We start from the raw sequence: 22,637 nt of genomic DNA, 5'->3' as shown, positions 1-22,637 counted from the left end.
GGCCTCCACGCGTAGTCATAAAATCCTAGAACCTCGATGCGGCTCTGGGGAGTCCGGCGACTTGGGAACCAACACCTCGGCCTGCCGATCTTCGCGCAGTGCGGCATGAGAAGTCGTCATTTCCGCGATTCACCACGGGGTTGGCGCTGAGTCCACAGGGCACGCGCCGCCTTGACGTACGCGTGCGCGCGCGCCGCGTGCCCTCGGGGCGCGGGATGTGCCGCGAGCCGTTCGTGGGTGGCGGCCATCGCGTCGACGAACCGGCGGCCCACGGCGGTGAGGTCCGGCGAGCCGACCAGCGCGGGCAGAGCCGCCCCGACCTGGGCGTGGTAACGCGCGTACAGCGCCCACGCGCCCTCGCCCCGGGTCCGGTCCACCGTCAGCGCCCGGTGCTGGAAGAAGTCCGCGAGAGCGAGGTGCGAGTACGTGCCCTGGAGCAGTCCGTCGTACGGCCGCGGGTCCGGGCGCCAGGGCGCGAAGTACCGGGCCGCCGGGCTCGCCCGGTGCAGTTCCACCATCTGGCTCAGCGCCACCAGCTTGGCGTGCTGCAACTCGTGGACGAGGATCGCGGCGAAGGCGACCGGGGTGGCCGGGGTGTTGCTGAGCAGGGCGCCGAACGCCTCGCGCCGGGTTCCGCTGCAACTCCCCCGGTCCTCTGCCCCGGGCAGCATCTTCAGGGGTACCAGACAGCGGAGCAGCGCCAGTGCCTCCGTGAGCCGCCCCTCGCCGCCGGTGCGCAGTACGGTGGCGGTGCCGGACCAGCTCTGGAGCCACCGTTTGCGTGCGGCGTCGTCCGGGGCCGCCGGTCCGCTCAGCGCGTACTGGTCCGGATCGTCGGGCGGCACCCGGTAGGGGTCGAGGTCGTCCAGGGGCATGGGCGCGGCACCCGGAACGAGGCCGGGCAGCGCGTATGCCGAGGTCCAGGCGAGCGAACCGGACCAGGCGCCGATGCCGTTCTCCAGGTGCACGACGGTCTGATCGACCGTCATACGGCCTTGCCGGCACGTCACCCGAACCCGCGCGTCGCCGCGCTCGGCCGTGTGCAGCGCGCCCAGCGACGGAAGGACCAGGACGCCGTCACGGGCGGTCAGCTCCGTGCTGAACGAGACTCCGGCACGGGCCGCGGCCACGGCCGCGAGGGCGCTGAAGTAGGAGAGATCGCGGGCGAGTTCGCGACGCCGGTCCGGGGTCGGGGGGCCGGTCCGTGGGTCGAGGGCGGTCAGGCAGCGGCGGGCCCAGGGTCCCGTCAGCGGATACCAGAGCCTGGCCCGCGCCGGGGAGCGCGAGGTCATCCGGTCCGCCTCCGTGAGCAGCGCCCAGTCCTCCTTCAGCCTCGCCTGCGCCGCCGGCGGACAGGTCCCGGGGTCCGCCGCCTCCGCCGCGTCGAGCACCGCCCGCAGCAGAATCAGCCGCCGGGTGTCCTGGTCCCGGTTCAGCAGAGCGAGCGTGCCGGCTTCGCCCCCGGTGCGGGCGAGTTCGGCGAGGGACCGGTCCGGGACCGGGGGGAGTATCACCGGGTTCCCCCTTCGCAGGAAGCCGGCGCGGGCACCGCGTCCGCGGTGAGCCGGCCGGCCACATGGCGGATGAAACGCTCCAGGTCGGCGCAGTACACCGAGGGATTGCGGAAGCCGTGCCCGGCCCGGTAGCGGTGCGCGTAGTGGCCGCCGCCGCACACCGACAGCAGCGGGCAGGCCCGGCAGTCGTCGGCGAGGGCCGCCGCGCCCGCCTGCCGTGCGGCGACCCCGGGGTGCCGTAACGCCTCGTCGAAAGCGTGCCGGAAGACGTCCAGGCCGGTCCGTGCGGCGCCCTCGTACGCCGATTTCAGCGAGTCGACCTGTTCGATCGACCCGTCCGTCTCCACCACGAGCGCGTCGAAGGGGGCGAGTCCGAGGGATTCGGTGGCTGCCGGTAACCCCAGCAACAGGGCCAGGCACTCCTCGAACAGCCTGATCCGGGTCGTCCGTTGCCCGGCCGACCACCAACGGTCGAAGACGGCGCACAGCCAGTCGCCGTACCGGACTCCGGACCGATGCGGCGGCGGCGAGGTCCAGTTGCCGTGCGGCAGCAGCAGGTCCACGGCGGGTGGGCGGAGTTCGAGCAGGGAGTCGTACGTCTCCACCGGGTCCAGCGTGGGGTCCACGACGGTCAGGATGCCCGCGTACGACTCCGGGAAGAGGCCGGCGACCAGACGCGCACCGCGTGCCGCGGCCGGCCAGGACGGGCGGCCCGCGTGGTCGACGCGACGCGCGTTGTGCTCGGCGCGGCCGCCGTCGAGGCTGATGCCGATCCGGATGCCGTGCCGGGCCAGGACCGTGAGCCGGGCCTCGGTCAGGAGGGTGGCGTTGGTCTGGACGGTGGGGCGGACCGTGCAGTCGGCGGGCACGCGCGCGCGTACGGCGTCGGTGAAGCGGGCCAGGGTGTCAGCGCCCGCCAGCAGGGGTTCCCCGCCGTGCAGGACCAGGGAGACCGTGGTCAGGCCATGGGTGCGGGCATGCTCGGCGATGCGGTCGGCGGTGCGGTCGAGGACGGCGGGCGAAGCGGCGGCCGGGCGGGTGCGCCAGGTGCGGTCGGGGCCCTCGTAGAGGTAGCAGTAGGTGCAGGCCAGGTTGCAGCGGCCGTGCACCTTCACGATGAACTGGCGGAAGGGGTGACCGGTCGTGGACAATCCAGCACCCCCATGCCGTACGCCGTTCCACCCGTATCAGGGCGCATTCCCGGTCGGAGACCGGACGCAAACCCGATGCGATCGAAGTCGCCCGTTTCTGAATCTATTTGACCGAACGCGACCGCCTTGCACAGCGCCATGTGGCTCACAACACGCCCTTCCGGTGGCTCACATCGCGTTGTTGAAGCCCCAGAGCATCTCGCTCGGCCGCTCCGCGCGCTCGCGCAGCCCCTCCAGCACCTCGTGCAGGACCGGGTGCTGAACGGTCCTCAGCTCCTCCAGGTCCAGGTCCAGCAGTTCCGGCAACGGCTCGTCCGTCATGTCCCCGTTCCTCTCCTCGCGGCCGCTCTGCGGCGCGCTCACTCCAGTTCCGCAAGCCGCTCGGCCGTGTCGTCGGCCGTCGGCTCCCCCGTGCCCAGCGTGCCCTCCGGCAGCCGCGACCACTCCGCGCGGGCGGCCCGGTAGGCCTCGCGGGCGGCCCGTGGGCGTGCGGCCGCCTCATAGGACATACCCCGCCAGTGGTGGGCCTGCGCGCCCAGCACCACCGCTTCCTGGCGGCGTCGCTCGGTACGGGCCTCCGCCTCCGCCTCGCGGGCCGACTCGGCGGCGAGGCGGAAGGCGTCCACCGCCTCGTCGAGCCGGGTCGGGCGGTCCAGGCTGCGGTATGCCTCGTACTGCGCCTGCCCCAGCTCCAGCCGGCAGCGGGCGGCCAGCAGCGGGCCGTCCGCGGCGTTCGCCGCGAGCCCGAAGAGGTGCTCCGCCTCCCGGAGGTCGACGCGGTCGCCGCGCAGCCGGTAGCGGAGGATCAGGGCGCGGCCGAGCAACAGCAGCCGGAGACCGAGCTCCCGGTTCCCCGTGGAGGTCTCCCGGCGGCAGTCCCGCAGCACCCGGATCGCCTGCGACAGCGGCGCCCACGCACGGTTGCCGGTCTCCGAGTCCGCCCGGCGCAGCAGCGCCTCGCCCCACTCGGCGAGGACCTGGGAGTACTGCGGGTCGTCCCGCGGCATCTCCGCCGCCGCGCTCGCGAACGCGGTGGCCGCGTCCTGGAGTTCGCGCGGATCGCCGGTCTCCGCGTACCGGGCGACCCGAACGCGCCCGGACCGCAGATGCAGGGCGGACCGCTGCCCGCGCTTCCGGGTGACCGCCAGCGCCTCGTCGACCAGGTCCTGGGCCTCGTCCAGGGAGGCACCCGCGCACAGCAGGGCGTCCACCAGGTCGAGCCGCACCCTGACCCGGTCCGGGGCCTCCGGGGCGGCCTCCAGGGCGTCGCGCAGCGACCGGGACGCCTGTTCCGCGTAGCCGCGGGCCTGCTCGGGATCGGTCGTCGCGGCCGACAGGCGCAGCAGGATCCGGCCGTGCGCGCGCGGCAGTTCGGGCGGGCGGTGCCGGCGGTCCGGCCAGGCGTCGGCGAACGCCTCCAGCATGCCGACGGCGCTCTGCAGCAGCGCGCTGTCGCCGCCGAGGCTCCACTGCGCCTCCAGCGCACCGACCCGCTCCAGCGTCAGCCGCAGCGCCTCCCGCTGGTCGAGGTCCGGGGCGCCGCAGGCCACCGCGTACTCCCGGTCGGCACGGCGCAGCAGGTCGAGGGCGCCCGTCCGGTCGCCGTGCCGCCTGCGATCGGCGGCGGCGGCCCGCAGCACCTGGGCCAGGACGGCCCGTTCACTCCGGGCGTGCGGGTGGGCCACGGCCCGCTCCGCCGCCTCCTCGGCCTCGCGCAGCAGCTCGGCGCCGCCCTGCACCTCCCACAGGCGCAGGGTGCAGTGCGCGTACTCCGCCCACAGCTCCGGGTCCGCGCCCACCGGCTCCTCGTGCCCGGTGGCCCCGCGCAGCAGCTGCACGGCGTCGATCAGGTCCTGCACCATGCCCTCGGTGTCGAACCGGGCGAGCAGGGCGCGGGCCCGGTCGACCGCCTGGTGGGTGCGGTGTTCGCCCGGTCGTACGACGGTGTCGCGGGCGCCGTACAGGCGGAACTGCTCGGGCAGCGGCATGAAACGCTCCAGTACGCGGGCGGCGACCTCGGCGAAGGGCTGCGGGACCAGGGTCGCGTCGCCGTTGTCGCCGTTGCGCGCCGGGTAGCCGGTGCCCGGCGGGGTGTACGGGCGCCCTGAGCCGCCGTCCCCCAGCTGGGCGAGGGCGAGGGCCGGGAAGTTGGGGCCGCCCTTGCCAAAGTGCTGCTCGATGTACTCGGAGCAGTGTTTGAGGACGAGCAGGGCCTCGTCGCGGCCGAGCGCGGAGAGCAGCGCCTCCTGGACCTCGGGGGCCATCTCGTACCACTGGGTGCCGTCCGTGTTCTCGTTTTCTTCGACGTACTCCTCGCGGGCCCGGGTGACCAGGCCGCCGAGCAGCACCTCGGCGAGTTCGGAGGGGCCGGAGTCGGGCAGCATGGTCCGCTGGACCAGTTGCATCACCGGGAGGCAGAGCGGCGCGGCGGCCAGGTAGACGGCGAGCCGGCCGGCGCTCGGGGAGGCGGCGGACTGGAACCTGCTGACCCGCTCGATCGGCGACAGCGGGCGCCCGGCGCGTACCGCCTGCGCGGGCGGCTGGTCGGCACGCACCCAGCCCACCGCGCCCGCCACCGGCCCGGCGCCGACCCCGGACAGCAGCCTCGCCCACGCGCCGAGCGCCACCGGCTCGGGTGGCAGCACCGGCACCGGTACGGCGCCCCGTGGCCCGCCCGACGGGGTACCGGCCGGGGTGCGCACGCGCAGCGCGGTGGCGCCGCCCAGCGTCTCGCCACGGCTCAGCTCGCCGTAGGTGACGGGCAGCCGGGTGCGGCTCCACATCCGCTGCGGAAGCGGCTGGAGCACCGCGACCGGGGCCTGCCGGGAGAGGTGGTGCAGCAGCCGGTGGGCACGGCCGCTGTGCCACAGCGGTCCGGCGCAGTCGCTGATCAGGACGGTGATCCGGCGCCCGGTCGGATCGCTGAGGCGGTCGGCGGTGTGCAGCGGTGCCGTGCGCACGTCCGCGCTGCGGCTGACCGCCGGCTCGCCGTCGGGGCCGGTGTGCAGATGACTGATCTGGATGTCCCGGAAGGCACCCAACTGGCCAAAGACCTGGACCAGTTCGGTGAACATCCGGTCCCAGACCCGCATCGAGGGGGAGGCCTCGAGAACCAGCTGGAGCCGGGCGTCGCCCCGGGTCACCGCGCGGTACACGGGCAGGATCAACCCGCCCGCGCGTGCGCTGTGCTCGGCGGTCCGCGTCTCGTCCAGTGCGGTGCGCAGGGGCGGTGCGGCGCTGCGGTAGGCCTGCAACGGCCGTAAAGCGCGCTGGAGTTCGAGTGGCGCGGGCAACGCGGGGGCGGCGGGTACGCCGACCGGCAGCCCGGCGATCCGGCCGGCGGCCCTGCCGTGCCCGGCGCCGTGCTGCTGCGGCACGGGGTACAGGGAGGCACGGCGGTCGGCTCCGCCGGCCCCGGAGGCGACCGGTGCCGGCGGCGGCCGGCGCGCGCCACCCGTGGCCGAGCGGTCACCCTGCGGGTCCTTCGGCGGTACGACGGCCCCCTTCGGCAGGTGGCCACCGGGCCCGGCGGCGGGCTGCTCCTCCTCCGCCTCGACGGCGGGCCGCGCCCACCGGGCCAGCCACAGCGCGTCGCTCAGCCCTTCGGTGTCCGGGTCGAGCCCGACCTCCCGCAGCCTGCGGACGAGTTCGGCCACCGGATCACCGTCGGCGAGGCCGTCCGGCTCCGGGCCGCCGTCGACAGCACCGGGGCCACCCCGCCCGGGGTCCCCGCCGGCCCTCGCGGCCGCCTCGGGCCCGCCGGAGGGGTCCCCCGCCGGGTCGCCGGGGGGCACACCGGGTTCGCCCGGTACCCGGTCCGGGTCGGGTGGAAGGGAGCCGTGTCGCGGCGCTGCGTCCGGCATCAGCGCCTCACCTCGGGCGGTCGAGTCGCTGGATGAGCAGCTCGGCGAGGCGGTCGCGGCTGGGCGGGGCGGCCGCGTCGGTGAGGTAGATGGCGTTCAGCAACTGGTCGGCGGCGAGGAGTTCGCTCCGGGAGCGCTCCAGGAAGCGGTTGATCAGGTCGTCGCCCGCGCGGGCCGCCTCGTCGCCGAGGTGGGCGCGGACGAAGGTGGCGAGGCGGTTGTGGTCGGGGCGGTCCAGTTGGAGGTGGATGCAGCGGCGCATCAGCGGGGCCGGGAAGTCCCGCTCGCCGTTGCTGGTGAGCACCACGAACGGGAAGGCCCGGCAGCGCACCCGGCCGTCCCGGACCCGGACCTTCGTGCCGTCGGCGGTGAGCACCTCGGCCTCGCCGTCCGGCAGCCGGTCGGCGATCCGCTGCAGCTCGGGTATCTCGAACTCCCCTTCCTCCAGCACGTTCAGCAGATCGTTGGGCAGGTCGATGTCGCTCTTGTCCAGCTCGTCGATCAGCAGCACGCGCGGGGTGTCGGAGGGGAGCAGGGCCGTGCCGAGCGGGCCCAGCCGGATGTAGCTGCCGATCGCCTCCACCGCACCCGGGGTGCCGCCGGCCGCGCCGTACCCGCCCTGAGCGGCGATCTGGACGTCCTGGAGCCGGGCGATGGCGTCGTAGTGGTAGAGGCCGTCCTGGAGTGCGGAGCGGCTGACGATGGACCAGCGCAGGACGTCGCCCAGACCGAGCTCGTACGCCACCGAGTGCGCCAGGGTGCTCTTGCCCGCGCCGGGGCTGCCGGTGACCAGGAGCGGGCGGCGCAGGTACAGCGCCGCGTTGATCATCTCCAGCTCCTCGGCGCCGGGCCGGTGCAGTTCGGCCAGATGCCGGTGGGCGCCGAGCCTGCGGTCCCGGGAGCCGTCGCCGCCGCCCTCGGCGGTCCGGCCCGTGAAGTCCCGCCAAGGGGGCGGCGGGGGCAGCCTGTTCATGCCGTCGTGGGGTTCGCCGGCGCCTCGATAGATGAGCCACTCACTGGATTCGGTCATGTCCGGTCCTCGTCGTCACTCGTCCGTCCGGTCCCCACGGCAGCCATCGAACGTGCATCACGTTATCGACCTTCAGGAGACCCCGTAAGGGCCTCACACAGGGCGCGCGAGTTCACGGCGCCTGGAGCACATCGCCCGTACCGGGCAGAGGTTGGTGCGGGTCGTCGTACAGGAGAGCGATGCCCTTGGCCCAGAACGCCTCCGTGAGCCCCTCGCGCACCTGTTTGCGCAACGTGTGCACCGATTCGGGGAGCTCCCAGGCGCCGTCCACGTCGTAGACGGTCATCCTGGCGCCCCGGTGGAACTCACCGCACACGGAGTCGGTCTGGCGGCTCCACCGGCGCCACAGCACCACCCCGTACCCGGCCCGGACGATCCGGCCGAGTGCGGTGGCGTCGTCCGGGTAGCGCCCGTCGCCCTGCCGGCACAGCACCGGGACGGTCCCGGGCGCGAGGCCGCGCAGCACGGCCACGTCGGACACGGGCCGGCGCACCGCGTCGTCGCAGTCCAGTATCTCGGCCCTGGCCCGGTTCTCGGCCCGCTCACGCCCGTCGTGCACCCGGCGCCAGCGGTCGCGGCGGTCGGACTCCTCGTCGTCGCCGGGGGGTCCGGCGCCAGGGAGTCCGGCGCCGTACCAGCCGTCCTCCTCCCCCGGCAGCTGGTCGCGGTCCTTGCAGCGGACCACGACCGGCCGTTCGACGCCCAGCGGGTCGGCGCCGGCCCGCAGCCGCCACTCGTCCACCGGGAGGCCGAGCAGCAGATGCGGCAGGGCGGCGTGCAGCGCGACCGGCCGGCCCGGCTCGTCACAGCGGCGGAAGGCCTCGGCGAGCGGCTCCGCGACCCGGGCGGCGAGGTCGGCCAGCGGGGCGCCCTGCCCGTCGTCCAGCCGGATCGTCCCGCCGTCGGCCCGCACCACCGCGACCGACCAGTCGCAGTAACCGCGGTTCCAGGCCAGATGCTCCACTTCGAGCAGGACGGACTGGTCGTGCGCGGTGCCCTGCGGATGCTCCCGGCCCTGCTCCCCCGCCGCGCCCCCGGTCCGGTGCTCGCCGCGGTCGCGGCCGGTCCGCTCGCGCAGCCGGTCGCCGAGGTGCTGGGCGCGCCGGCGGGCCAGCTCGCTGCGGTAGTCGCTGTCCAGCCGGGTCGCGGCCTGCTTGATCCACTCCCACAGGGCCTGTTCGGCGTCGAGCACGAAGGGTGTGACCGGGCGCTCGGCGGTCATGACCCGCATCGCGTACTCGGCGACGAGCCGGAGCGCGCCGTCGTTGCGCACGTTCTCGTACAGCGCGCCGAGGCCGTCCCGCCAGCCGCGCGGAGCGGGCGACAGGGTCGGCAGCCGGAAGTTCGGCAGCGACTGGAGGATGTCGAGCAGGCCACGGGTGCTGTCCGGCGGCGGCAGGTCGGCGAGCCGGCCGAGCAGCTCCGCCCGCTCGTCCGGGCTCAGGGTGCGGCCCGGACGGGCCCCGAGTTCGGCCTGGAGGTCGGTCCAGGTGGGGCGCCCGGCGTCGGTGGGCTGCTGGCGGTCACGGTGGTAGCGGTCGTGGGCGTGGCAGACGGCCTGGTACAGATCGTGCTGGTACGGGTCGTGGTGGCGCAGCCCGTGCCGGTACAGGTCGTGCCGCCGGTCGCCCGGCGCCGTCGGCAGGGTGCGCAGCCGCTCGATCCCGATCGAGGTGCCGCCCGACCCGTGGTCCGCGCGTGACTTGAGCACGCCGACGACCTCGCCGCGCACCGGGTCGATCACCGGCCCGCCGGAGACGCCGAGCGGCAGGTCGTTCTCCCCGAGACGCATCTGGGCGCCCGTGGACCAGCCGCCGATGGTGCCGTGCACGGTCAGGAATCCGTCGTGCGGCTGCGGCCGGCCCTGGAAGGGCGCCCAGCCGGCGTAGAACACCCGGCCCTCGGTGTAGTGCGGCATCGGCCGCTCGGAGACGTAGACACAGTCGTGGTCCACCGGCTCGCGCAACCGCACGAGCGCCAGGTCCGGAGCGGGCCAGCTGCTCGGGACGGGGCGGTCGACGTGCTCCGGGAGGGTCGCGGCGACCTTGCCGGGCACCGCGCAGGGCTCCTCGAAGGGACCGGGCTGATAGACCACCGTGACCTCACCCCCTTCCCCGCCGTCGATCACATGGGCGCAGGTCAGCACCCAGTTCGGTGCGATGAAGAATCCACTGCCGAGGAACGCCCCCGACTCCTCCGGGGCATACCCGACACCTGTGCGATGGATGCGTACGGTGGCCGCCATCACGAGTTCACGCAGCGCATGGTGGGCCGGCTCCCAGCCGCCGGATGCGCCCCCGTCGTGCCGGTCCGTCATTCCGCGCCCCCGGCCCCGGCTCCCTGGGCGCCCCCGTGCACCGGGGCGCCGCCGGATGCGCCCGCGCGGGCGACCGGGGGGCCGTCGTGACCGGCGTCCGGGTCGGGCGGGCCGGCTCCGTGCCAGGTCAGGGTGACCGTGAGGGCCGCCTTCGCCTCTCCGTCCGCGAGCAGCCCGACCACCTTGCCGGCCTTCGCCGTCAGCTCGATGCCGAACTCGACGCTCACCTCGTCGGGCCGCACCGCCCGCAACGGCTCGGCGAGCGACCGCGCCACCCCACCGACCAGCGAGTTCAGGCTCTCGACGGTCGCCTCCACGCGGTCGGCGAAGCCGGTGTCCGTGAACGACAACTCCCCCGACGGCACGGCCAGTTCCTCGGCCCCCGAGATCCGCGCCCACACCGGCGTACCGTCCGGCAACCGCACCCGCGCTATCCGCGTAGCGTCCTGCTCCATTCCGCTCCCCCGTTCCCCCGAGCCCCGTGTGCTCCCTACGCCGTACCGTTCGTGGTTTCCCGCCCTTCCCGCACGGGAAGACATCGCCGCTTCAATCCACGGGGAAAGAGTCCTTCCCCCGTGAGCCGAGCCCTACCCTTCGCCGACGGCACACCTTTGCCGTCGGCCTAGGCTGGTAGGCGCCCATCACCGGGCACCCACACATGTACGCAGGAGAGCAACCCATGTACTTCACCGACCGAGGCATCGAGGAACTGGAGAAGCGGCGCGGCGAGCAAGAGATCACCTTCGAGTGGCTCGCAGAACAACTCCGCACCTTCGTCGACCTGAACCCCGACTTCGAGGTCCCGGTGGAACGCCTGGCGACATGGCTGGCACGACTGGACGACGAGGACGAGGAGTAAGAGGCCCTGGGGCAGGGGGACGCGCCCAGCGTGGGGGCACGGGCAGGCGGGGAGGGGCGGCGCTCCGTTACACCGCGAGCGACAGCGCCCCGCCGGGGAGCGCGGGGCACGCGGGGAAGGGCCGCGGTCCGTGACACCACACGGAACTGCGCCCCGTCAAGGGGCGCGGGGAACTGCGCGGCAAGCCCCCACCGGCCCGCAGCCGACACACGGCAAGGCCCCCACCCGCCCGCAGCCGACACACGGGCTTGCGCCCCCGTCGGTCAGTCCCGCGGAAACATCGTCTCGTACGACAACTCCAGCGCCCCGTGCACCATCAGCACCACCCCCACCACGGCCCACCCCACACTGCGCCGCCGCACCCCCCACGCGGCGACCGGCGCCCCCACGGCCACCTCGGCCAGGGCCAGCCGATGCGCCCTCGGCGTCCCTCCCCGCGCCTCGCCGTCTCCCCCGGTGTCCTCGACATGCCTCACGTCGGCCCCGGCGCCGGCCACCTCGCGGAGACGGTCGGCCGGTTCCCCCGGCCCCAGCCCGTCCCGCAGGTGCACCCCCGCGCGCGTGAGGACCCCGATCAGCCCGCGCAGGCGCGCACGTGCGTCGGCCCCCGGATCCGGCAGGGTCAGCCGGTCCAGGGACTGCACGTCGAGAACCGGGTCAAGACCCAGCCGCGCGGCGAACGCGCGCATCGCCTCGCCCTCCCCCGCCGGCGTGCCGTCGGCCAGCCAGACATAGCCGACCGGGCGGCGGAAGCCTGACGCGAGGGTGTAGCCGGCCCGGTCGGCGTCCCACCACAGCGCCAGCACCGGCCACCCGGCACCCACGGCGAGCGCGGTGGCCCACCCGTTCAGGACCCGGTCGACGGGCTCGCCCCCGCGCAGCCACGACGTGCCCTCGGGGACGAGGACGCTCCACTCGCCGGCCCGGGTCAGCAGCATCCGTTCCCGCAGGAGAGGAGCGAGCGGGGCGACGGAATCGGGGTCTGCCCGGCACAGCAGCAGGGCACCGGGCGCGGGGGCGTCAGCGGACCGGGAGACGGCCTGCGATTCGTCGGTCGGCATGCACACACGGTAGGCAATTCATCCGCTTGTCGCCCGATATGGGGCTCTGCCAGGACGCATTGAAGTCAATCGCGCGCCCGGCCGGTCACCCCAAAGAGCGCCTTGACTTCCGACAGCCACGATATATCGTGTTTACGGAAGACGCGATATGGCGCGAGCCGTGCATGCGCGTCCGTGTCCAGCCGTCATGCCCGGCCGAGGGAGGTCCGCACCATGTCCGAGTGGTCCGTCGCTGAGCCCAGGAAGCTCACCTTCGACACCCCCGTGAGCGATCTGCACGTGCGCGTCGTCAACGGAACAGTCAACGTCGTGGGCACGGACGAGGGTTCCGCCCGCCTGGAAATCTCCGAGATCGAGGGCCCGCCCCTGATCGTCACGCACCGGGGCGGCACCCTCACGGTGGCCTACGAGGACCTGCCCTGGAAGGGCTTCCTCAAGTGGCTCGACCGCAAGGGCTGGCGGCGCAGCGCTGTCGTCTCGCTCGCCGTCCCGGCGGACACCCGCGTGGAGGTCGGCGTGGTCGGCGCGGCCGCGGTCGTCTCCGGGATCAGCGGAACGTCGGTGGTCAAGGGCGTCACCGGCGACACGACCCTGGTCGGCCTCTCCGGCGAGGTCCGCGCGGACACCGTCTCCGGGAACCTGGAGGCCCAGACCGTCACCGGTGACCTGCGGTTCAACTCCGTCTCCGGCGACCTGACCGTCGTCGAGGGCTCGGGCTCCGCCGTGCGCGCCGACTCGGTCAGCGGCTCGATGATCATCGACCTGGACCCGGACGGCCCGACGGACGTCCGGCTGACCAGCGTCTCCGGCGAGATCGCCATCCGGCTGCCGCATCCGGCCGACGCCGAGGTCGAGGCCAACACCGCGAGCGGCACGATCTCCAACGCCTTCGACGGACTGCGGGTGCACGGCCAGTGGGGCGCCCACAAGATCACCGGCCGCCTCGGCGCGGGCACCGGCAAGCTCCGCGCCACCACGGTCTCCGGCTCCATCGCCCTGCTGCGCCGCCCGCCCAAGGAGGACGACGACGAGAAGACCGCCTGGGAGGCCGAACCGACGCCCGACCTCTCAGGACCGACGGAGCCAACGGGACCGACGGGACCGGCAGGACCGACAGGGCAGGCCGCCCCCGCCCCGCCCACCACCGGGTCCGAGCCCGGGACCGGCCCCGAGTCCGGGTCCGAGACCGGGTCCGGCTCCGAGTCCGGCTCCGGCTCCGCAGCCCCGGCCGACGGTACGACCGACAAGAAGGTGCTCTGACATGCCTCCCGTCTTCGCCCACGGCCGCCTTCGCCTCTACCTCCTCAAGCTGCTGGACGAGGCCCCGCGCCACGGCTACGAAGTGATCCGGCTGCTCGAAGAGCGGTTCCAGGGCCTGTACGCGCCGTCGGCCGGCACCGTCTACCCCCGCCTCGCCAAGCTGGAGGCCGAGGGCCTGGTCACCCACACCACCGAGGGCGGCCGCAAGGTCTACGCCATCACGGATGCCGGTCGCGCCGAACTGGCTGACCGCAGCGGCGAGTTGGCCGACCTGGAGCTGGAGATCCGCGAGTCGGTGGCCGAACTGGCCGCGGAGATAAGGGCCGACGTACGCGGCGCGGCCGGCGATCTGCGCCGCGAGGTGCGGGCTGCCGCCTCCGAGGCCCGGCGTGGCAGCGGGACGAGGACCGGGGACCTCGGTGACCTCGGTGACGGGGAGTCCTGGCGGGCCGCCAAGGAGGAGATGCGGCGCGTCAAGCAGGAGTGGAAGGAGCAGGCCCGCCGCGCCAAGGACGAGAGCCGCCGGGCCCGTGACGAGGCCCAGCGGGCCCGCCGACAGGCCCAGGAGGCCCAGGCCCGGGCCCGCGCCCAAGCCCAGGAGGAGATGCAGCGCATCGCCCACCGGGTGCAGGAGCACGTCCAGGACCACTTCGCACGCGGTGACTGGCCGACAGGGGTCCGCGAGGGCCTGGCCGAACTCGCCAAGGAGTTCGGGGAGTTCGGAAAGGACTACGGCAAGGACTTCGGGAAGGACTTCGGCTTCGGCGGCCGCACCGAGCCGCAGCCCGGATCAGGCCCGGACCTCCGCAAGCCGACACCGCCCCAGGCGCAGACGCCGCCCAAGGCACCGACACCGGAGTACTCGGAGACCCCGGAGGACTTCCCGGCACAGTACGTCCCGGAGTGGGCGCACGATGACGAGACCGGCACCGGCGACCCGGCCCGCGACCTCGACCGGCTCCTGGACCGCTTCCGCGACGACATCCGGGACGCGGCCCGCGACCACGGAGTCACCGCGGAACAGCTCGGCGACACCCGCCGCCACCTGTCGACGGCGGCGGCCCGCATCGGAGCGCTGCTGCGCGGCCCGAAGTCCTGAGGAACGGGCGAGCGACAGCGGGCCGCCCCCACACGGCCCGCCCGCTTCCCCTCTCCCTCGCGCAGGACCCGGTCTCTCCCCGCCGCTCAGGAGTTGGTCAGGACGATCTTCCCGAACTGGTCGCCGGACTCCAGCCGTGCGAAGCCCTCGCGGGCGCGGTCGAGCGGGAGCAGTTCGTCGATGACCGGGCGTACCCCGGTGGCGGCGCAGAAGGCGAGCAGGTCCTCCAGCTCGTCCTTGGTCCCCATGGTCGAACCCACGACCTTCAGTTCGAGGAAGAAGATCCGGGTCAGCTCGGCGTGCGAGGGCCGGTCGCCGCTGGTGGCGCCGGAGATGACGATGGTGCCGCCGGGACGCAGCGACTTCACCGAGTGCGACCAGGTGGCGGCGCCGACGGTCTCGATCACGGCGTCCACGCGCTGCGGCAGCCGGGCGCCCGGTTCCACCGCCTCTACGGCGCCCAGTTCCAGGGCCCGCTTCCGCTTCGCCTCGTCCCGGCTGGTGGCGAAGACCCGCAGCCCCGCGGCCTTGCCGAGCACGATGGCGGCGGTGGCGACCCCGCCGCCCGCGCCCTGCACGAGGACCGAGTCACCGGGGCGGACGCCCGCGTTGGTGAACAGCATCCGGTACGCCGTCAGCCAGGCGGTGGGCAGGCAGGCGGCCTCCGCGAAGGAGAGTTCCCTGGGCTTGGGCAGGAGGTTCCAGGTGGGTACGGCGACCTGCTCGGCGAAGGTGCCCTGGTAGCGCTCGGTGAGGATGGACCGGGGCTCGTTCGGCGCGACCCCGTGGCCGGTCTGCCCGATGACGGAGTGCAGGACGACCTCGTTGCCGTCCGCGTCGACGCCGGCGGCGTCACAGCCGAGGATCATCGGCAGCCGGTCCTCCGGGAGGCCGACGCCGCGCAGGGACCAGAGGTCGTGATGGTTGAGGGAGGCGGCCCGGACGTCGACGGTACTCCAGCCGGGGCGGGCCTCGGGGGCGGGACGGTCCCCCAACTCAAGGCCGGAGAGCGGCTGGTCGCGGTCGATTCGGGCGGCGTAGACGGCGAACATAGGGCCGACGATAGGTTCCCGGGGCCGAGGGCGAAACCGGAGGCCGCTGTGACACATCCCCTCTTGCGCACAACGCCCCCACGCACGGCGCCCGCCAGGAACACGCAGAACCAGCACGCACAGCGCCCCGCCAGGGCGCGGGGGTCTGGGGGCGGCAGCCCCCAGGGCGACGGTCGTTTCCTGGCCACCCGATCGGGTGGGTGGGTGGGCAAAGAAATGGCCCCGCCCAAGGAGGGCGGGGCCATCCGGGTTACCGTCGGGCGACGCCCTCGGCCCGCGCGGCCGCGGCCACCGCCGCAGTCACCGCCGGCGCAACCCGCTCGTCGAACGGCGACGGAATGACATAGTCCGCCGCGAGATCGTCACCGACGACCGACGCCAGCGCCTCCGCCGCCGCGATCTTCATCCCCTCGGTGATCCGGGAGGCCCGCACCTGGAGCGCGCCCGCGAAGATCCCGGGAAACGCCAGCACGTTGTTGATCTGGTTCGGGAAGTCCGACCGCCCGGTCGCCACGACCGCCGCGTACTTGTGGGCGACGTCGGGGTGCACCTCCGGGTTCGGGTTGGCCATGGCGAACACGAACGCGCCCTCGGCCATAGAGGCGACGGCCTCCTCCGGGACGGTACCTCCGGAGACGCCGATGAAGACGTCGGCGCCGGCCAGCGCGTCCTCCAGCGTGCCCTTGAGCCCGGCCTTGTTGGTGAACCCGGCGACCTCGCGCTTGACGGCGGTGAGGTCGTCCCGGTCGGCCGAGATGATGCCCTTGCGGTCGGCCAGGGCGACGTCCCCGATACCGGCCTCGACCAGCATCTTGGCGATAGCGACCCCGGCCGCGCCGGCGCCCGAGATCACCGCCCGCAGCTGGCCGATCTCCCGCCGGCTGAGCCGCGCGGCGTTCCGCAGCGCCGCCAGCGTCACGACGGCCGTGCCGTGCTGGTCGTCGTGGAAGACCGGGATGTCGACGCGCTCCTGGAGCTTGCGCTCGATCTCGAAGCACCGCGGTGCCGAGATGTCCTCCAGGTTGACTCCGCCGAAGGAGGGAGCGAGCCGGACGACGGTCTCCACGATCTCGTCGACGTCGGTGCAGTCGAGGGCGATCGGGACCGCGTCCACGCCGCCGAACTGCTTGAAGAGGATCGCCTTGCCCTCCATCACGGGGAGGGAGGCCTCGGGGCCGATGTCCCCGAGGCCGAGCACGGCCGTGCCGTCGGTGACGACGGCCACGACGGACGACTTCCATGTGTAGTCGTTGACCAGCTCGGGCTGTTCCGCGATCGCGGTGCACACGCGCGCGACTCCGGGCGTGTACGCGAGGGAAAGGTCGTCCTTGTCACGGATCGGCACGGTGGCCTGCACGGCCATCTTGCCGCCGCGGTGCAGCGCGAACGCCGGATCGAAGGAATCGAGGGGCTCGGCCCCGCCGTCCTGGTCCGAATTGCCCGGCGTGCTGTCGCTGCGAGGATTGACGATCTCCGCTGCCACTTGTCTTACCCCTTAGGTATGCATGGTTGAGGGTCGGCCGCTCCCGGTGAGGGAGTGGACGGGCACCGCGCAGGGCCCGATCACTGATACGTACGAGTGGCACGTACGAGCACCTGCGCGACGGGCGCGCCGCACACGCGCCCTGGAGCCCCGGATGAGGGGTGTAAAGAACCTTCTTACCGGACGGACCGCTCCCACGACGAGTCGAATAGGCGCAAGGTCACATCACGGATGTCGTAGGCAACCTACAGATGAGCGGCGCGAGTGACCGGAAGTCGACCGCGGGGTACGGCCTGCGATGAACCGGCGGTGAACCGAAGATCTTCCGCCCAGAAGGTCGGATTCCCGCAGATGCGCGGGGCGACGGGTCGGGGAAGGCCCTGCCCGTCGCGTTGCGGGGGTCACCCGTTATCCGATTTTGACATCGTGACACGCCTGAATGGAGCAATCCCAATGGCAGGATGCCGTAAACCCACGAGGTCGCGACACCCGATGGTGTGTGTTTCCGTCGACCCATCGGCAGATCGACATATCAGGCACATCGGTATATCGGCTTGTTCAACCCACCGCCGGAGGAACCCACCATGACCGCAAGCTCCACCCGTCGTACCACTGTCGCGCGCTCCAGGACCGCAGCGTTCGGTGCGATCGCGGTCGCAGGCGCCCTGATACTCACCGGCTGCGGTGACCAGACGGACAAGGGCAGCGACAGCGGCTCCTCCTCGACGTCCTCGGCCCCGCTGGCGAGCAAGCTGCCGGACGACATCCGCAAGGCCGGCGTGATCAAGGTGGGCTCGGACATCGCCTACCCGCCGGTCGAGTACATGCAGAGCGGCAAGGCCGTCGGTGTCGACCCGGACATCGCGGACGCGCTGGGCAAGCAGCTGGGTGTGAAGTTCGAGTTCCAGAACGGCAAGTTCGACAACCTGATCGTGGGCCTGCAGGCCAACCGCTTCAACGTGATCATGTCGGCGATGAACGACACCAAGGACCGCCAGAACGGCATCGACTCCGACACCGGCAAGAAGGTCGGCAACGGCGTCGACTTCGTCGACTACTTCACCGCCGGCACCTCGATCCTGGTCCAGAAGGGCAACCCGAAGGGCATCAAGTCGCTGGACGACCTGTGCGGCAAGGTCGTGGCCCTGCAGAAGGGCACCACGTCCGAGGGCATCGCCAAGGCGCAGAGCGAGAAGTGTACGAAGGACGGCAACAAGGCCATCGACCTCCAGACCTTCGACACCGACCCCGAGGCGCTGCTCCGTCTGAAGCAGGGCGCCTCCGTCGCCGACCTGAACGACTTCCCGGTGGCCGCCTACAACGCCAAGACCTCCGGCGGCGGCAAGGACTTCGAGGTCGTCGGCGAGCAGATCGAGGCCGGTCCGTACGGCATCGCGATCAGCAAGGACAACACCCAGCTGCGCGACGCGCTCCAGGCCGCCGTGGCCGCCATCATCAAGAACGGCGACTACCAGAAGATCCTGGAGAAGTGGAACGTCGCGCAGGGCGCGGTCACCGAGGCCAAGACCAACGGCGGCTCCTGAGCGGCCGGGCACGACTGAAGGGCCGTCACTGTGACTGACACGGTCGACAAGACTCCGGCGCCGTCCGTGCCGCCGGAGCAGATCAAGGCCATCCCGGTGCGCCACTACGGGCGCTGGGTGTCCGGCGTCGTGGTCGTCGCCCTCGTGGTGCTGATCGGGATCGCCTTCTCCAACGCGAAGATCAACTACAGCGTCATCCCCGACTACCTCTTCGACCAGGGCATCGTCTCCGGCGCCTGGACCACGCTCTACATCTCGGTGCTGGCCATGGTGCTCGGCGTCGCGCTCGGCGTGGTCCTCGCCGTGATGCGGCTGTCGTCGAACCCGGTCACCAGCACGGTGTCCTGGTTCTACATCTGGTTCTTCCGCGGCACCCCGGTCCTGGTCCAGCTGCTGCTCTGGTACAACATCGCGCTCGTCTTCCCCATCCTGAACCTGGGGTTCTACAAGGACGAGATGAACCAGGTGATGACGCCGGTCCTCACCGCCCTGCTGGGACTCGGCCTGAACGAGGCCGCGTACATGTCGGAGATCGTCCGCGCCGGCATCCAGTCGGTCGACGAGGGGCAGACCGAGGCCTCGCACGCGCTGGGGATGACCCAGAGCCAGACGCTGCGCCGGGTGATCCTCCCGCAGGCCATGCGGGTCATCATCCCGCCGACCGGCAACGAGTTCATCAACATGCTGAAGACCTCGTCGCTGGCCTACGCGGTCCAGCTCCCCGAGCTGATCAAGAAGGCCACGGACATCTCCAGCACCTCGCTGGCGGTCGTCGAGATGTACTTCGTCGCCTGCATCTGGTACCTGTTCCTGACCACGATCTTCAGCATCGTCCAGTACTACATCGAACGCCGTTACGCCCGCGGCTCCTCGCGCAACCTCCCGCCCACCCCGCTGCAGCGGCTGCGGAAGAATCTGGCCCAGTGGGGTTCGTTCCGCCGCCCGGAGGTGGCCCGATGACCGGTCTCGCCAAGGACATCACCCCGCCGAGCAGCGGCGCCCCGATGGTCAAGGCCGAGGGCGTGCACAAGTCGTTCGGACTGTCGCACATCCTCAAGGGCATCGACCTGGAGGTGCTGCCGCGCGAGGTGTTCTGCCTGATCGGTCCGTCCGGTTCCGGCAAGAGCACGTTCCTGCGGTGCATCAACCATCTGGAGAAGATCAGCGCCGGCCGGCTGTACGTCGACGGCCGTCTGGTCGGCTACCGCCAGCACGGCGACAAGCTCTACGAGCTGAAGGAGAAGGAGGTCGCGGCGCAGCGGCGGGACATCGGCATGGTGTTCCAGCGCTTCAACCTCTTCCCGCACATGACGGCCCTGGAGAACGTCATGGAGGCGCCGGTCCAGGTCAAGCGCGAGTCCAGGGCGGTGGCCCGGGAGCGGGCGGAGCGGCTCCTCGACCGGGTGGGCCTCGGCGACCGCAAGGGCCACTACCCGGCGCAGCTCTCCGGCGGCCAGCAGCAGCGCGTCGCGATCGCCCGCGCGCTCGCCATGCAGCCGAAGCTGATGCTCTTCGACGAGCCGACCTCCGCGCTCGACCCGGAGCTGGTCGGCGAGGTCCTGGACGTGATGCGGGACCTGGCCGAGGACGGCATGACGATGATCGTCGTCACCCACGAGATGGGCTTCGCCCGCGAGGTCGGTGACAGCCTGGTCTTCATGGACGACGGCGTGGTGGTCGAGTCCGGCCATCCGCGCGACGTCCTGACCAACCCCCAGCACGACCGCACGAAGTCGTTCCTGTCGAAGGTGCTGTAACGGGACCACGGCCGACGACACCGAAGGGGCGGTACGACTCTTGTCGTACCGCCCCTTCGGTCCCTCTACTTCACGGCGAGCAGCAGCGTGTCCGAAGGCGAGCACCACACCGCCCGGGCCTCACCGAAACCCTTCTCCCGCAGCACGCGCGCGTGCCAGGCCGCCGGGGGCATGTCGCCGTCCGCGTGCTCGCCGTAGATCTCGAACCGGCGGGCCGTCGGACCGGCCAGTACCGGGTCCTGCGCGGCCAGCTGCCACCACTCGGCCCAGTCGAGCGCCCCCGACTCCTTGGCCTGATCCATGCGGAGATGCCGCTGCGCCCGTTCCGCGGCGTTGATCCTGGGCGTGCTGTCGTCGATCATGTGGTCCGCGTTCATGAAGACACCGCCGTCGCGGACGAGTTCCGCGACCTGACCGTAGAGGGCCGCGAGGGGTTCACTGTGCAGCCAGTGCAGGGCCGTGGCGGTCAGGACCGCGTCGTAGGAGGCGTGGGGCAGCCTCGCGCGCCAGTCGGGGTCCTTGAGGTCGGCGGTGACGAACGTGGCCCGCTCGTCGCCCTCGAAGGTGCCCTCGGCGATGGCGAGGAGGGCCGGGTCGAGGTCGACCCCGACGCTCACCGCCGCCGGGAAGCGGGCGAGCAGCCGGGCGGTGATGCTGCCGGTGCCGCACGCGAGGTCGAGGATCCGAGGGGCCGTACCGACGAGCGCCTCGACCATGTCGAGCATGATCCGGAAGCGTTCCTCGCGGTCCGGCATGTACCACTCCTGCTGCCGGTCCCAGCTCTTCTGCCAGGCACCCCAGTCGGTCCCGGTCGTGGTCGTCCGCGTGTCCGTCATGGCAACCCTCCACCGCACAAGTCCCGTAATACCCTGGAAGCACGATCGGCCGTTACCCGACCGCACCCACTGACCGTAGAGCACCCCCGTAAGGACTACAAGTGGAACTGGCCTATTACTCGGACTACGCTGTCCGACTCGTCAACAGCGAGGAACCGGTCCGGGGCAAGGACTCCCTGACCTCGGTCGAGGCCGTCCGCGACCTCTTCGGGGTCAACGCGTCGGCGGCCCGCCGCACCACCGACGCCGATGTCACCCGCTTCCGCTCGGTACGGGCCCGGCTGCGCGCGGTCTTCGAGGCTGCCGACAAGGGCGACGAGACGCTGGCCGTGGACCTGCTGAACTCACTGCTGCTCGAGTTCCCGGTGTCGCCGCAGATCTCCGGCCACGACCACCGGGACGAGGACGACCGCCCGCTGTGGCACATGCACCTGGCCGACCACCCCTCGAACGCCACCGCCGGCTATGCGGCGATCGCGGCGATGGGCCTGGCCTTCCACCTCACCGAGTACGGCGTCGACCGGCTCGGCCTGTGCGAGGCGGCGCCGTGCCGCAACGCCTACCTCGACACCTCGACCAACCGCTCCCGGCGCTACTGCTCGGACCGCTGCGCGACCCGCGCCAACGTGGCCGCCTACCGGGCCCGCAAACGCCTGGAGGCGGACCGGCCCGACCTGCCCGAGCGGTCGGAGAGCACCGGACGGGCCGCCGAGAGCGCCCAGCGCGCCAGTGCCAGCGGCGAACGCTGACCGGCCTTGAGCGGCCGCCAGCGGAACAGGGCACGGCCGAGGATCAGCTCCTCCGGCACGGTCCCGTAGTCCGTACTGTCCCCGCCCGCGTACGCGTTGTCCCCGAGCACCCACCAGCCGCCCTCGCGCGGCTCCACGGCCCGCTTGACGACCAGCAGGTCCTGCTGGAAGGGGTGGCGCAGGACGACGACGTCACCGGCCCTCACCCTGGCCCCGTACCGCACCAGGAGCTGATCCCCCTGGTACAGCGTGGGCACCATCGACGGGCCGGTCACCTCGGCCAGTCCGAAGGGCGCGGCGCCCCTCCCCCGCTCGGTCTCCTGCGACAGCTCCGGCATCGCCGGCACCTCCCCGGTCCGTTCCTCCACCAGTCTCAGTCTGACCCTGGACTTTTGTCCTAAGCCCATGGGGGCACTCGCGAAATCAGGCTTCCCAGGGAGTAATGTCCCACCTGAGAAGACGATCACGAGGAAGGAATGCTCCATGCTTTCCCGCCTGTTTGCCCCCAAGGTCAAGGTCAGCGCGCACTGCGACCTGCCCTGCGGTGTGTACGACCCGGCCCAGGCCCGCATCGAGGCGGAGTCGGTGAAGGCCGTGCAGGAGAAGATGGCCGCCAACGACGACCCGCACTTCCAGGCTCGCGCCACCGTCATCAAGGAGCAGCGAGCCGAGCTCGCCAAGCACCACGTCTCGGTGCTCTGGAGCGACTACTTCAAGCCCCCGCACTTCGAGAAGTACCCCCAGCTGCACGTTCTGGTCAACGACACCCTGAAGGCCCTGTCCGCCGCCAAGGCGTCCACGGACCCGAAGACCGGCGAGAAGGCCCTGGAGCTCATCGCCGAGATCGACAAGATCTTCTGGGAGACCAAGAAGGCCTGATCTTTATCCATGCCTTCTGACCTGCGATTACTTCGATTGCAGCGTCTCTCTTCCCGCACCCGGCCCGCAGGCCGCCGAGCACGGCGACCCAGACGGTCCGGGTGCGGTCTTTTCTGCCCGAAAGCCTCGCCGCGGCGAACTGCCCGTGCCCTCAGGCGAGTTGACCCGGCAGGGTGACGCAGA

20 protein-coding genes are annotated in these 22,637 nt (G+C 72.3%); 8 read left to right on the top strand and 12 right to left on the bottom strand.

The window, feature by feature from the left end; genetic code table 11:
* Window positions 1-116: 116 nt before the first annotated feature.
* The 7 genes from ACZ5K7_RS37315 to ACZ5K7_RS37285 form a co-directional block, all read right to left on the bottom strand.
* Entirely contained in the window at window positions 117-1,511 is a 1,395-nt protein-coding gene (locus tag ACZ5K7_RS37315; protein WP_468920961.1) for an aKG-HExxH-type peptide beta-hydroxylase, read from the bottom strand.
* On the bottom strand, window positions 1,511-2,665 hold the full coding sequence (locus tag ACZ5K7_RS37310; protein WP_468920920.1) for an FxsB family cyclophane-forming radical SAM/SPASM peptide maturase: 1,155 nt from the start codon (window positions 2,663-2,665) through the stop codon (window positions 1,511-1,513). The genes ACZ5K7_RS37315 and ACZ5K7_RS37310 overlap by 1 nt, the downstream gene beginning before the upstream one ends.
* Before the next feature lie 168 nt (window positions 2,666-2,833).
* Window positions 2,834-2,986 (bottom strand): FxSxx-COOH cyclophane-containing RiPP peptide, encoded by a 153-nt coding sequence (gene fxsA, locus ACZ5K7_RS37305; RefSeq protein WP_351705081.1) that lies wholly within the window; start codon window positions 2,984-2,986, stop codon window positions 2,834-2,836.
* A 38-nt stretch (window positions 2,987-3,024) separates the two neighbouring features.
* Window positions 3,025-6,528, bottom strand: a complete 3,504-nt coding sequence (locus tag ACZ5K7_RS37300) for an SAV_2336 N-terminal domain-related protein (RefSeq protein WP_468920916.1) — start codon at window positions 6,526-6,528, stop codon at window positions 3,025-3,027.
* Between the two features lie 7 nt (window positions 6,529-6,535).
* Window positions 6,536-7,558: an AAA family ATPase gene (locus tag ACZ5K7_RS37295; protein ID WP_351705075.1), complete on the bottom strand. Its 1,023-nt coding sequence runs from the start codon at window positions 7,556-7,558 to the stop codon at window positions 6,536-6,538.
* A 112-nt stretch (window positions 7,559-7,670) separates the two neighbouring features.
* A complete protein-coding gene (locus tag ACZ5K7_RS37290) occupies window positions 7,671-9,875 on the bottom strand; it encodes a VMAP-C domain-containing protein (RefSeq protein ID WP_468920912.1) in 2,205 nt (734 codons plus the stop codon).
* The gene (locus ACZ5K7_RS37285; RefSeq protein ID WP_351705069.1) at window positions 9,872-10,330 is read right to left on the bottom strand and encodes a CU044_2847 family protein; all 459 of its coding nucleotides are present in this window, start codon (window positions 10,328-10,330) and stop codon (window positions 9,872-9,874) included. Before ACZ5K7_RS37285 ends, ACZ5K7_RS37290 begins: the two co-directional genes overlap by 4 nt.
* Window positions 10,331-10,554: 224 nt before the next feature.
* On the opposite strand from ACZ5K7_RS37285, the gene ACZ5K7_RS37280 reads away from it, so the two are divergent.
* Window positions 10,555-10,734 (top strand): DUF6104 family protein, encoded by a 180-nt coding sequence (locus ACZ5K7_RS37280; RefSeq protein ID WP_351705066.1) that lies wholly within the window; start codon window positions 10,555-10,557, stop codon window positions 10,732-10,734.
* Between the two features lie 263 nt (window positions 10,735-10,997).
* Here ACZ5K7_RS37280 and ACZ5K7_RS37275 read toward each other — a convergent pair whose 3' ends face one another.
* Window positions 10,998-11,795, bottom strand: a complete 798-nt coding sequence (locus tag ACZ5K7_RS37275; RefSeq protein WP_468920908.1) for a hypothetical protein — start codon at window positions 11,793-11,795, stop codon at window positions 10,998-11,000.
* Window positions 11,796-12,008: 213 nt separating this feature from the next.
* On the opposite strand from ACZ5K7_RS37275, the gene ACZ5K7_RS37270 reads away from it, so the two are divergent.
* Both ACZ5K7_RS37270 and ACZ5K7_RS37265 read left to right on the top strand, forming a co-directional pair.
* Window positions 12,009-13,055 carry a DUF4097 family beta strand repeat-containing protein gene (locus tag ACZ5K7_RS37270; RefSeq protein WP_468920906.1) on the top strand — a complete coding sequence of 349 codons (1,047 nt, stop codon included), beginning with the start codon at window positions 12,009-12,011 and terminating at the stop codon, window positions 13,053-13,055.
* Between the two features lies 1 nt (window position 13,056).
* On the top strand, window positions 13,057-14,154 hold the full coding sequence (locus ACZ5K7_RS37265; RefSeq protein ID WP_468920904.1) for a PadR family transcriptional regulator: 1,098 nt from the start codon (window positions 13,057-13,059) through the stop codon (window positions 14,152-14,154).
* Window positions 14,155-14,240: 86 nt separating this feature from the next.
* Here ACZ5K7_RS37265 and ACZ5K7_RS37260 read toward each other — a convergent pair whose 3' ends face one another.
* Both ACZ5K7_RS37260 and ACZ5K7_RS37255 read right to left on the bottom strand, forming a co-directional pair.
* Window positions 14,241-15,206, bottom strand: coding sequence for a zinc-binding dehydrogenase (locus ACZ5K7_RS37260; protein ID WP_351705054.1), 966 nt, complete (start codon window positions 15,204-15,206; stop codon window positions 14,241-14,243).
* A gap of 250 nt (window positions 15,207-15,456) precedes the next feature.
* Window positions 15,457-16,689, bottom strand: coding sequence for an NAD(P)-dependent malic enzyme (locus tag ACZ5K7_RS37255; RefSeq protein WP_351705051.1), 1,233 nt, complete (start codon window positions 16,687-16,689; stop codon window positions 15,457-15,459).
* Window positions 16,690-17,273: 584 nt separating this feature from the next.
* Here ACZ5K7_RS37255 and ACZ5K7_RS37250 point away from each other — a divergent pair.
* Genes ACZ5K7_RS37250 through ACZ5K7_RS37240 form a run of 3 tightly spaced genes read left to right on the top strand, consistent with a single transcriptional unit; the run spans window position 17,274 to window position 19,990 of the window.
* Window positions 17,274-18,233 carry an ABC transporter substrate-binding protein gene (locus ACZ5K7_RS37250; RefSeq protein WP_351705048.1) on the top strand — a complete coding sequence of 320 codons (960 nt, stop codon included), beginning with the start codon at window positions 17,274-17,276 and terminating at the stop codon, window positions 18,231-18,233.
* A 30-nt stretch (window positions 18,234-18,263) separates the two neighbouring features.
* Window positions 18,264-19,193 carry an amino acid ABC transporter permease gene (locus ACZ5K7_RS37245; RefSeq protein ID WP_351705045.1) on the top strand — a complete coding sequence of 310 codons (930 nt, stop codon included), beginning with the start codon at window positions 18,264-18,266 and terminating at the stop codon, window positions 19,191-19,193.
* On the top strand, window positions 19,190-19,990 hold the full coding sequence (locus ACZ5K7_RS37240; protein ID WP_468920898.1) for an amino acid ABC transporter ATP-binding protein: 801 nt from the start codon (window positions 19,190-19,192) through the stop codon (window positions 19,988-19,990). The genes ACZ5K7_RS37245 and ACZ5K7_RS37240 overlap by 4 nt, the downstream gene beginning before the upstream one ends.
* A 65-nt stretch (window positions 19,991-20,055) precedes the next feature.
* Here the strand turns inward: ACZ5K7_RS37240 and ACZ5K7_RS37235 are convergent, their stop codons facing one another.
* Complete coding sequence (locus tag ACZ5K7_RS37235; RefSeq protein ID WP_468920895.1) at window positions 20,056-20,826, bottom strand: class I SAM-dependent methyltransferase; 771 nt, start codon at window positions 20,824-20,826, stop codon at window positions 20,056-20,058.
* Window positions 20,827-20,927: 101 nt separating this feature from the next.
* On the opposite strand from ACZ5K7_RS37235, the gene ACZ5K7_RS37230 reads away from it, so the two are divergent.
* Window positions 20,928-21,575, top strand: coding sequence for a CGNR zinc finger domain-containing protein (locus ACZ5K7_RS37230; RefSeq protein ID WP_468920892.1), 648 nt, complete (start codon window positions 20,928-20,930; stop codon window positions 21,573-21,575).
* On the opposite strand, the gene sodX is transcribed toward ACZ5K7_RS37230, so the two are convergent.
* Window positions 21,461-21,913 carry a nickel-type superoxide dismutase maturation protease gene (gene sodX, locus ACZ5K7_RS37225; RefSeq protein ID WP_468920958.1) on the bottom strand — a complete coding sequence of 151 codons (453 nt, stop codon included), beginning with the start codon at window positions 21,911-21,913 and terminating at the stop codon, window positions 21,461-21,463. The genes ACZ5K7_RS37230 and sodX overlap by 115 nt on opposite strands.
* Window positions 21,914-22,058: 145 nt before the next feature.
* Between sodX and sodN the strand changes: the two genes are divergently transcribed.
* Entirely contained in the window at window positions 22,059-22,454 is a 396-nt protein-coding gene (gene sodN, locus ACZ5K7_RS37220) for a superoxide dismutase, Ni (RefSeq protein WP_055634112.1), read from the top strand.
* Window positions 22,455-22,637: the final 183 nt, after the last annotated feature.

Source organism: Streptomyces sp. NPDC031497 (genome assembly GCF_055580905.1).
This window is presented reverse-complemented; position numbering and strand designations above follow the sequence as displayed.

What these genes read in the sequence shown, in the direction of transcription:
- fxsA (WP_351705081.1), bottom strand. Translation starts at nt 2,986, where the DNA reads ATGACGGACGAGCCGTTGCCGGAACTGCTGGACCTGGACCTGGAGGAG.
- ACZ5K7_RS37300 (WP_468920916.1), bottom strand. Translation starts at nt 6,528, where the DNA reads ATGCCGGACGCAGCGCCGCGACACGGCTCCCTTCCACCCGACCCGGAC.
- ACZ5K7_RS37295 (WP_351705075.1), bottom strand. Translation starts at nt 7,558, where the DNA reads ATGACCGAATCCAGTGAGTGGCTCATCTATCGAGGCGCCGGCGAACCC.
- ACZ5K7_RS37290 (WP_468920912.1), bottom strand. Translation starts at nt 9,875, where the DNA reads ATGACGGACCGGCACGACGGGGGCGCATCCGGCGGCTGGGAGCCGGCC.
- ACZ5K7_RS37285 (WP_351705069.1), bottom strand. Translation starts at nt 10,330, where the DNA reads ATGGAGCAGGACGCTACGCGGATAGCGCGGGTGCGGTTGCCGGACGGT.
- ACZ5K7_RS37280 (WP_351705066.1), top strand. Translation starts at nt 10,555, where the DNA reads ATGTACTTCACCGACCGAGGCATCGAGGAACTGGAGAAGCGGCGCGGC.
- ACZ5K7_RS37275 (WP_468920908.1), bottom strand. Translation starts at nt 11,795, where the DNA reads ATGCCGACCGACGAATCGCAGGCCGTCTCCCGGTCCGCTGACGCCCCC.
- ACZ5K7_RS37270 (WP_468920906.1), top strand. Translation starts at nt 12,009, where the DNA reads ATGTCCGAGTGGTCCGTCGCTGAGCCCAGGAAGCTCACCTTCGACACC.
- ACZ5K7_RS37265 (WP_468920904.1), top strand. Translation starts at nt 13,057, where the DNA reads ATGCCTCCCGTCTTCGCCCACGGCCGCCTTCGCCTCTACCTCCTCAAG.
- ACZ5K7_RS37260 (WP_351705054.1), bottom strand. Translation starts at nt 15,206, where the DNA reads ATGTTCGCCGTCTACGCCGCCCGAATCGACCGCGACCAGCCGCTCTCC.
- ACZ5K7_RS37250 (WP_351705048.1), top strand. Translation starts at nt 17,274, where the DNA reads ATGACCGCAAGCTCCACCCGTCGTACCACTGTCGCGCGCTCCAGGACC.
- ACZ5K7_RS37240 (WP_468920898.1), top strand. Translation starts at nt 19,190, where the DNA reads ATGACCGGTCTCGCCAAGGACATCACCCCGCCGAGCAGCGGCGCCCCG.
- ACZ5K7_RS37235 (WP_468920895.1), bottom strand. Translation starts at nt 20,826, where the DNA reads ATGACGGACACGCGGACGACCACGACCGGGACCGACTGGGGTGCCTGG.
- sodX (WP_468920958.1), bottom strand. Translation starts at nt 21,913, where the DNA reads ATGCCGGAGCTGTCGCAGGAGACCGAGCGGGGGAGGGGCGCCGCGCCC.
- sodN (WP_055634112.1), top strand. Translation starts at nt 22,059, where the DNA reads ATGCTTTCCCGCCTGTTTGCCCCCAAGGTCAAGGTCAGCGCGCACTGC.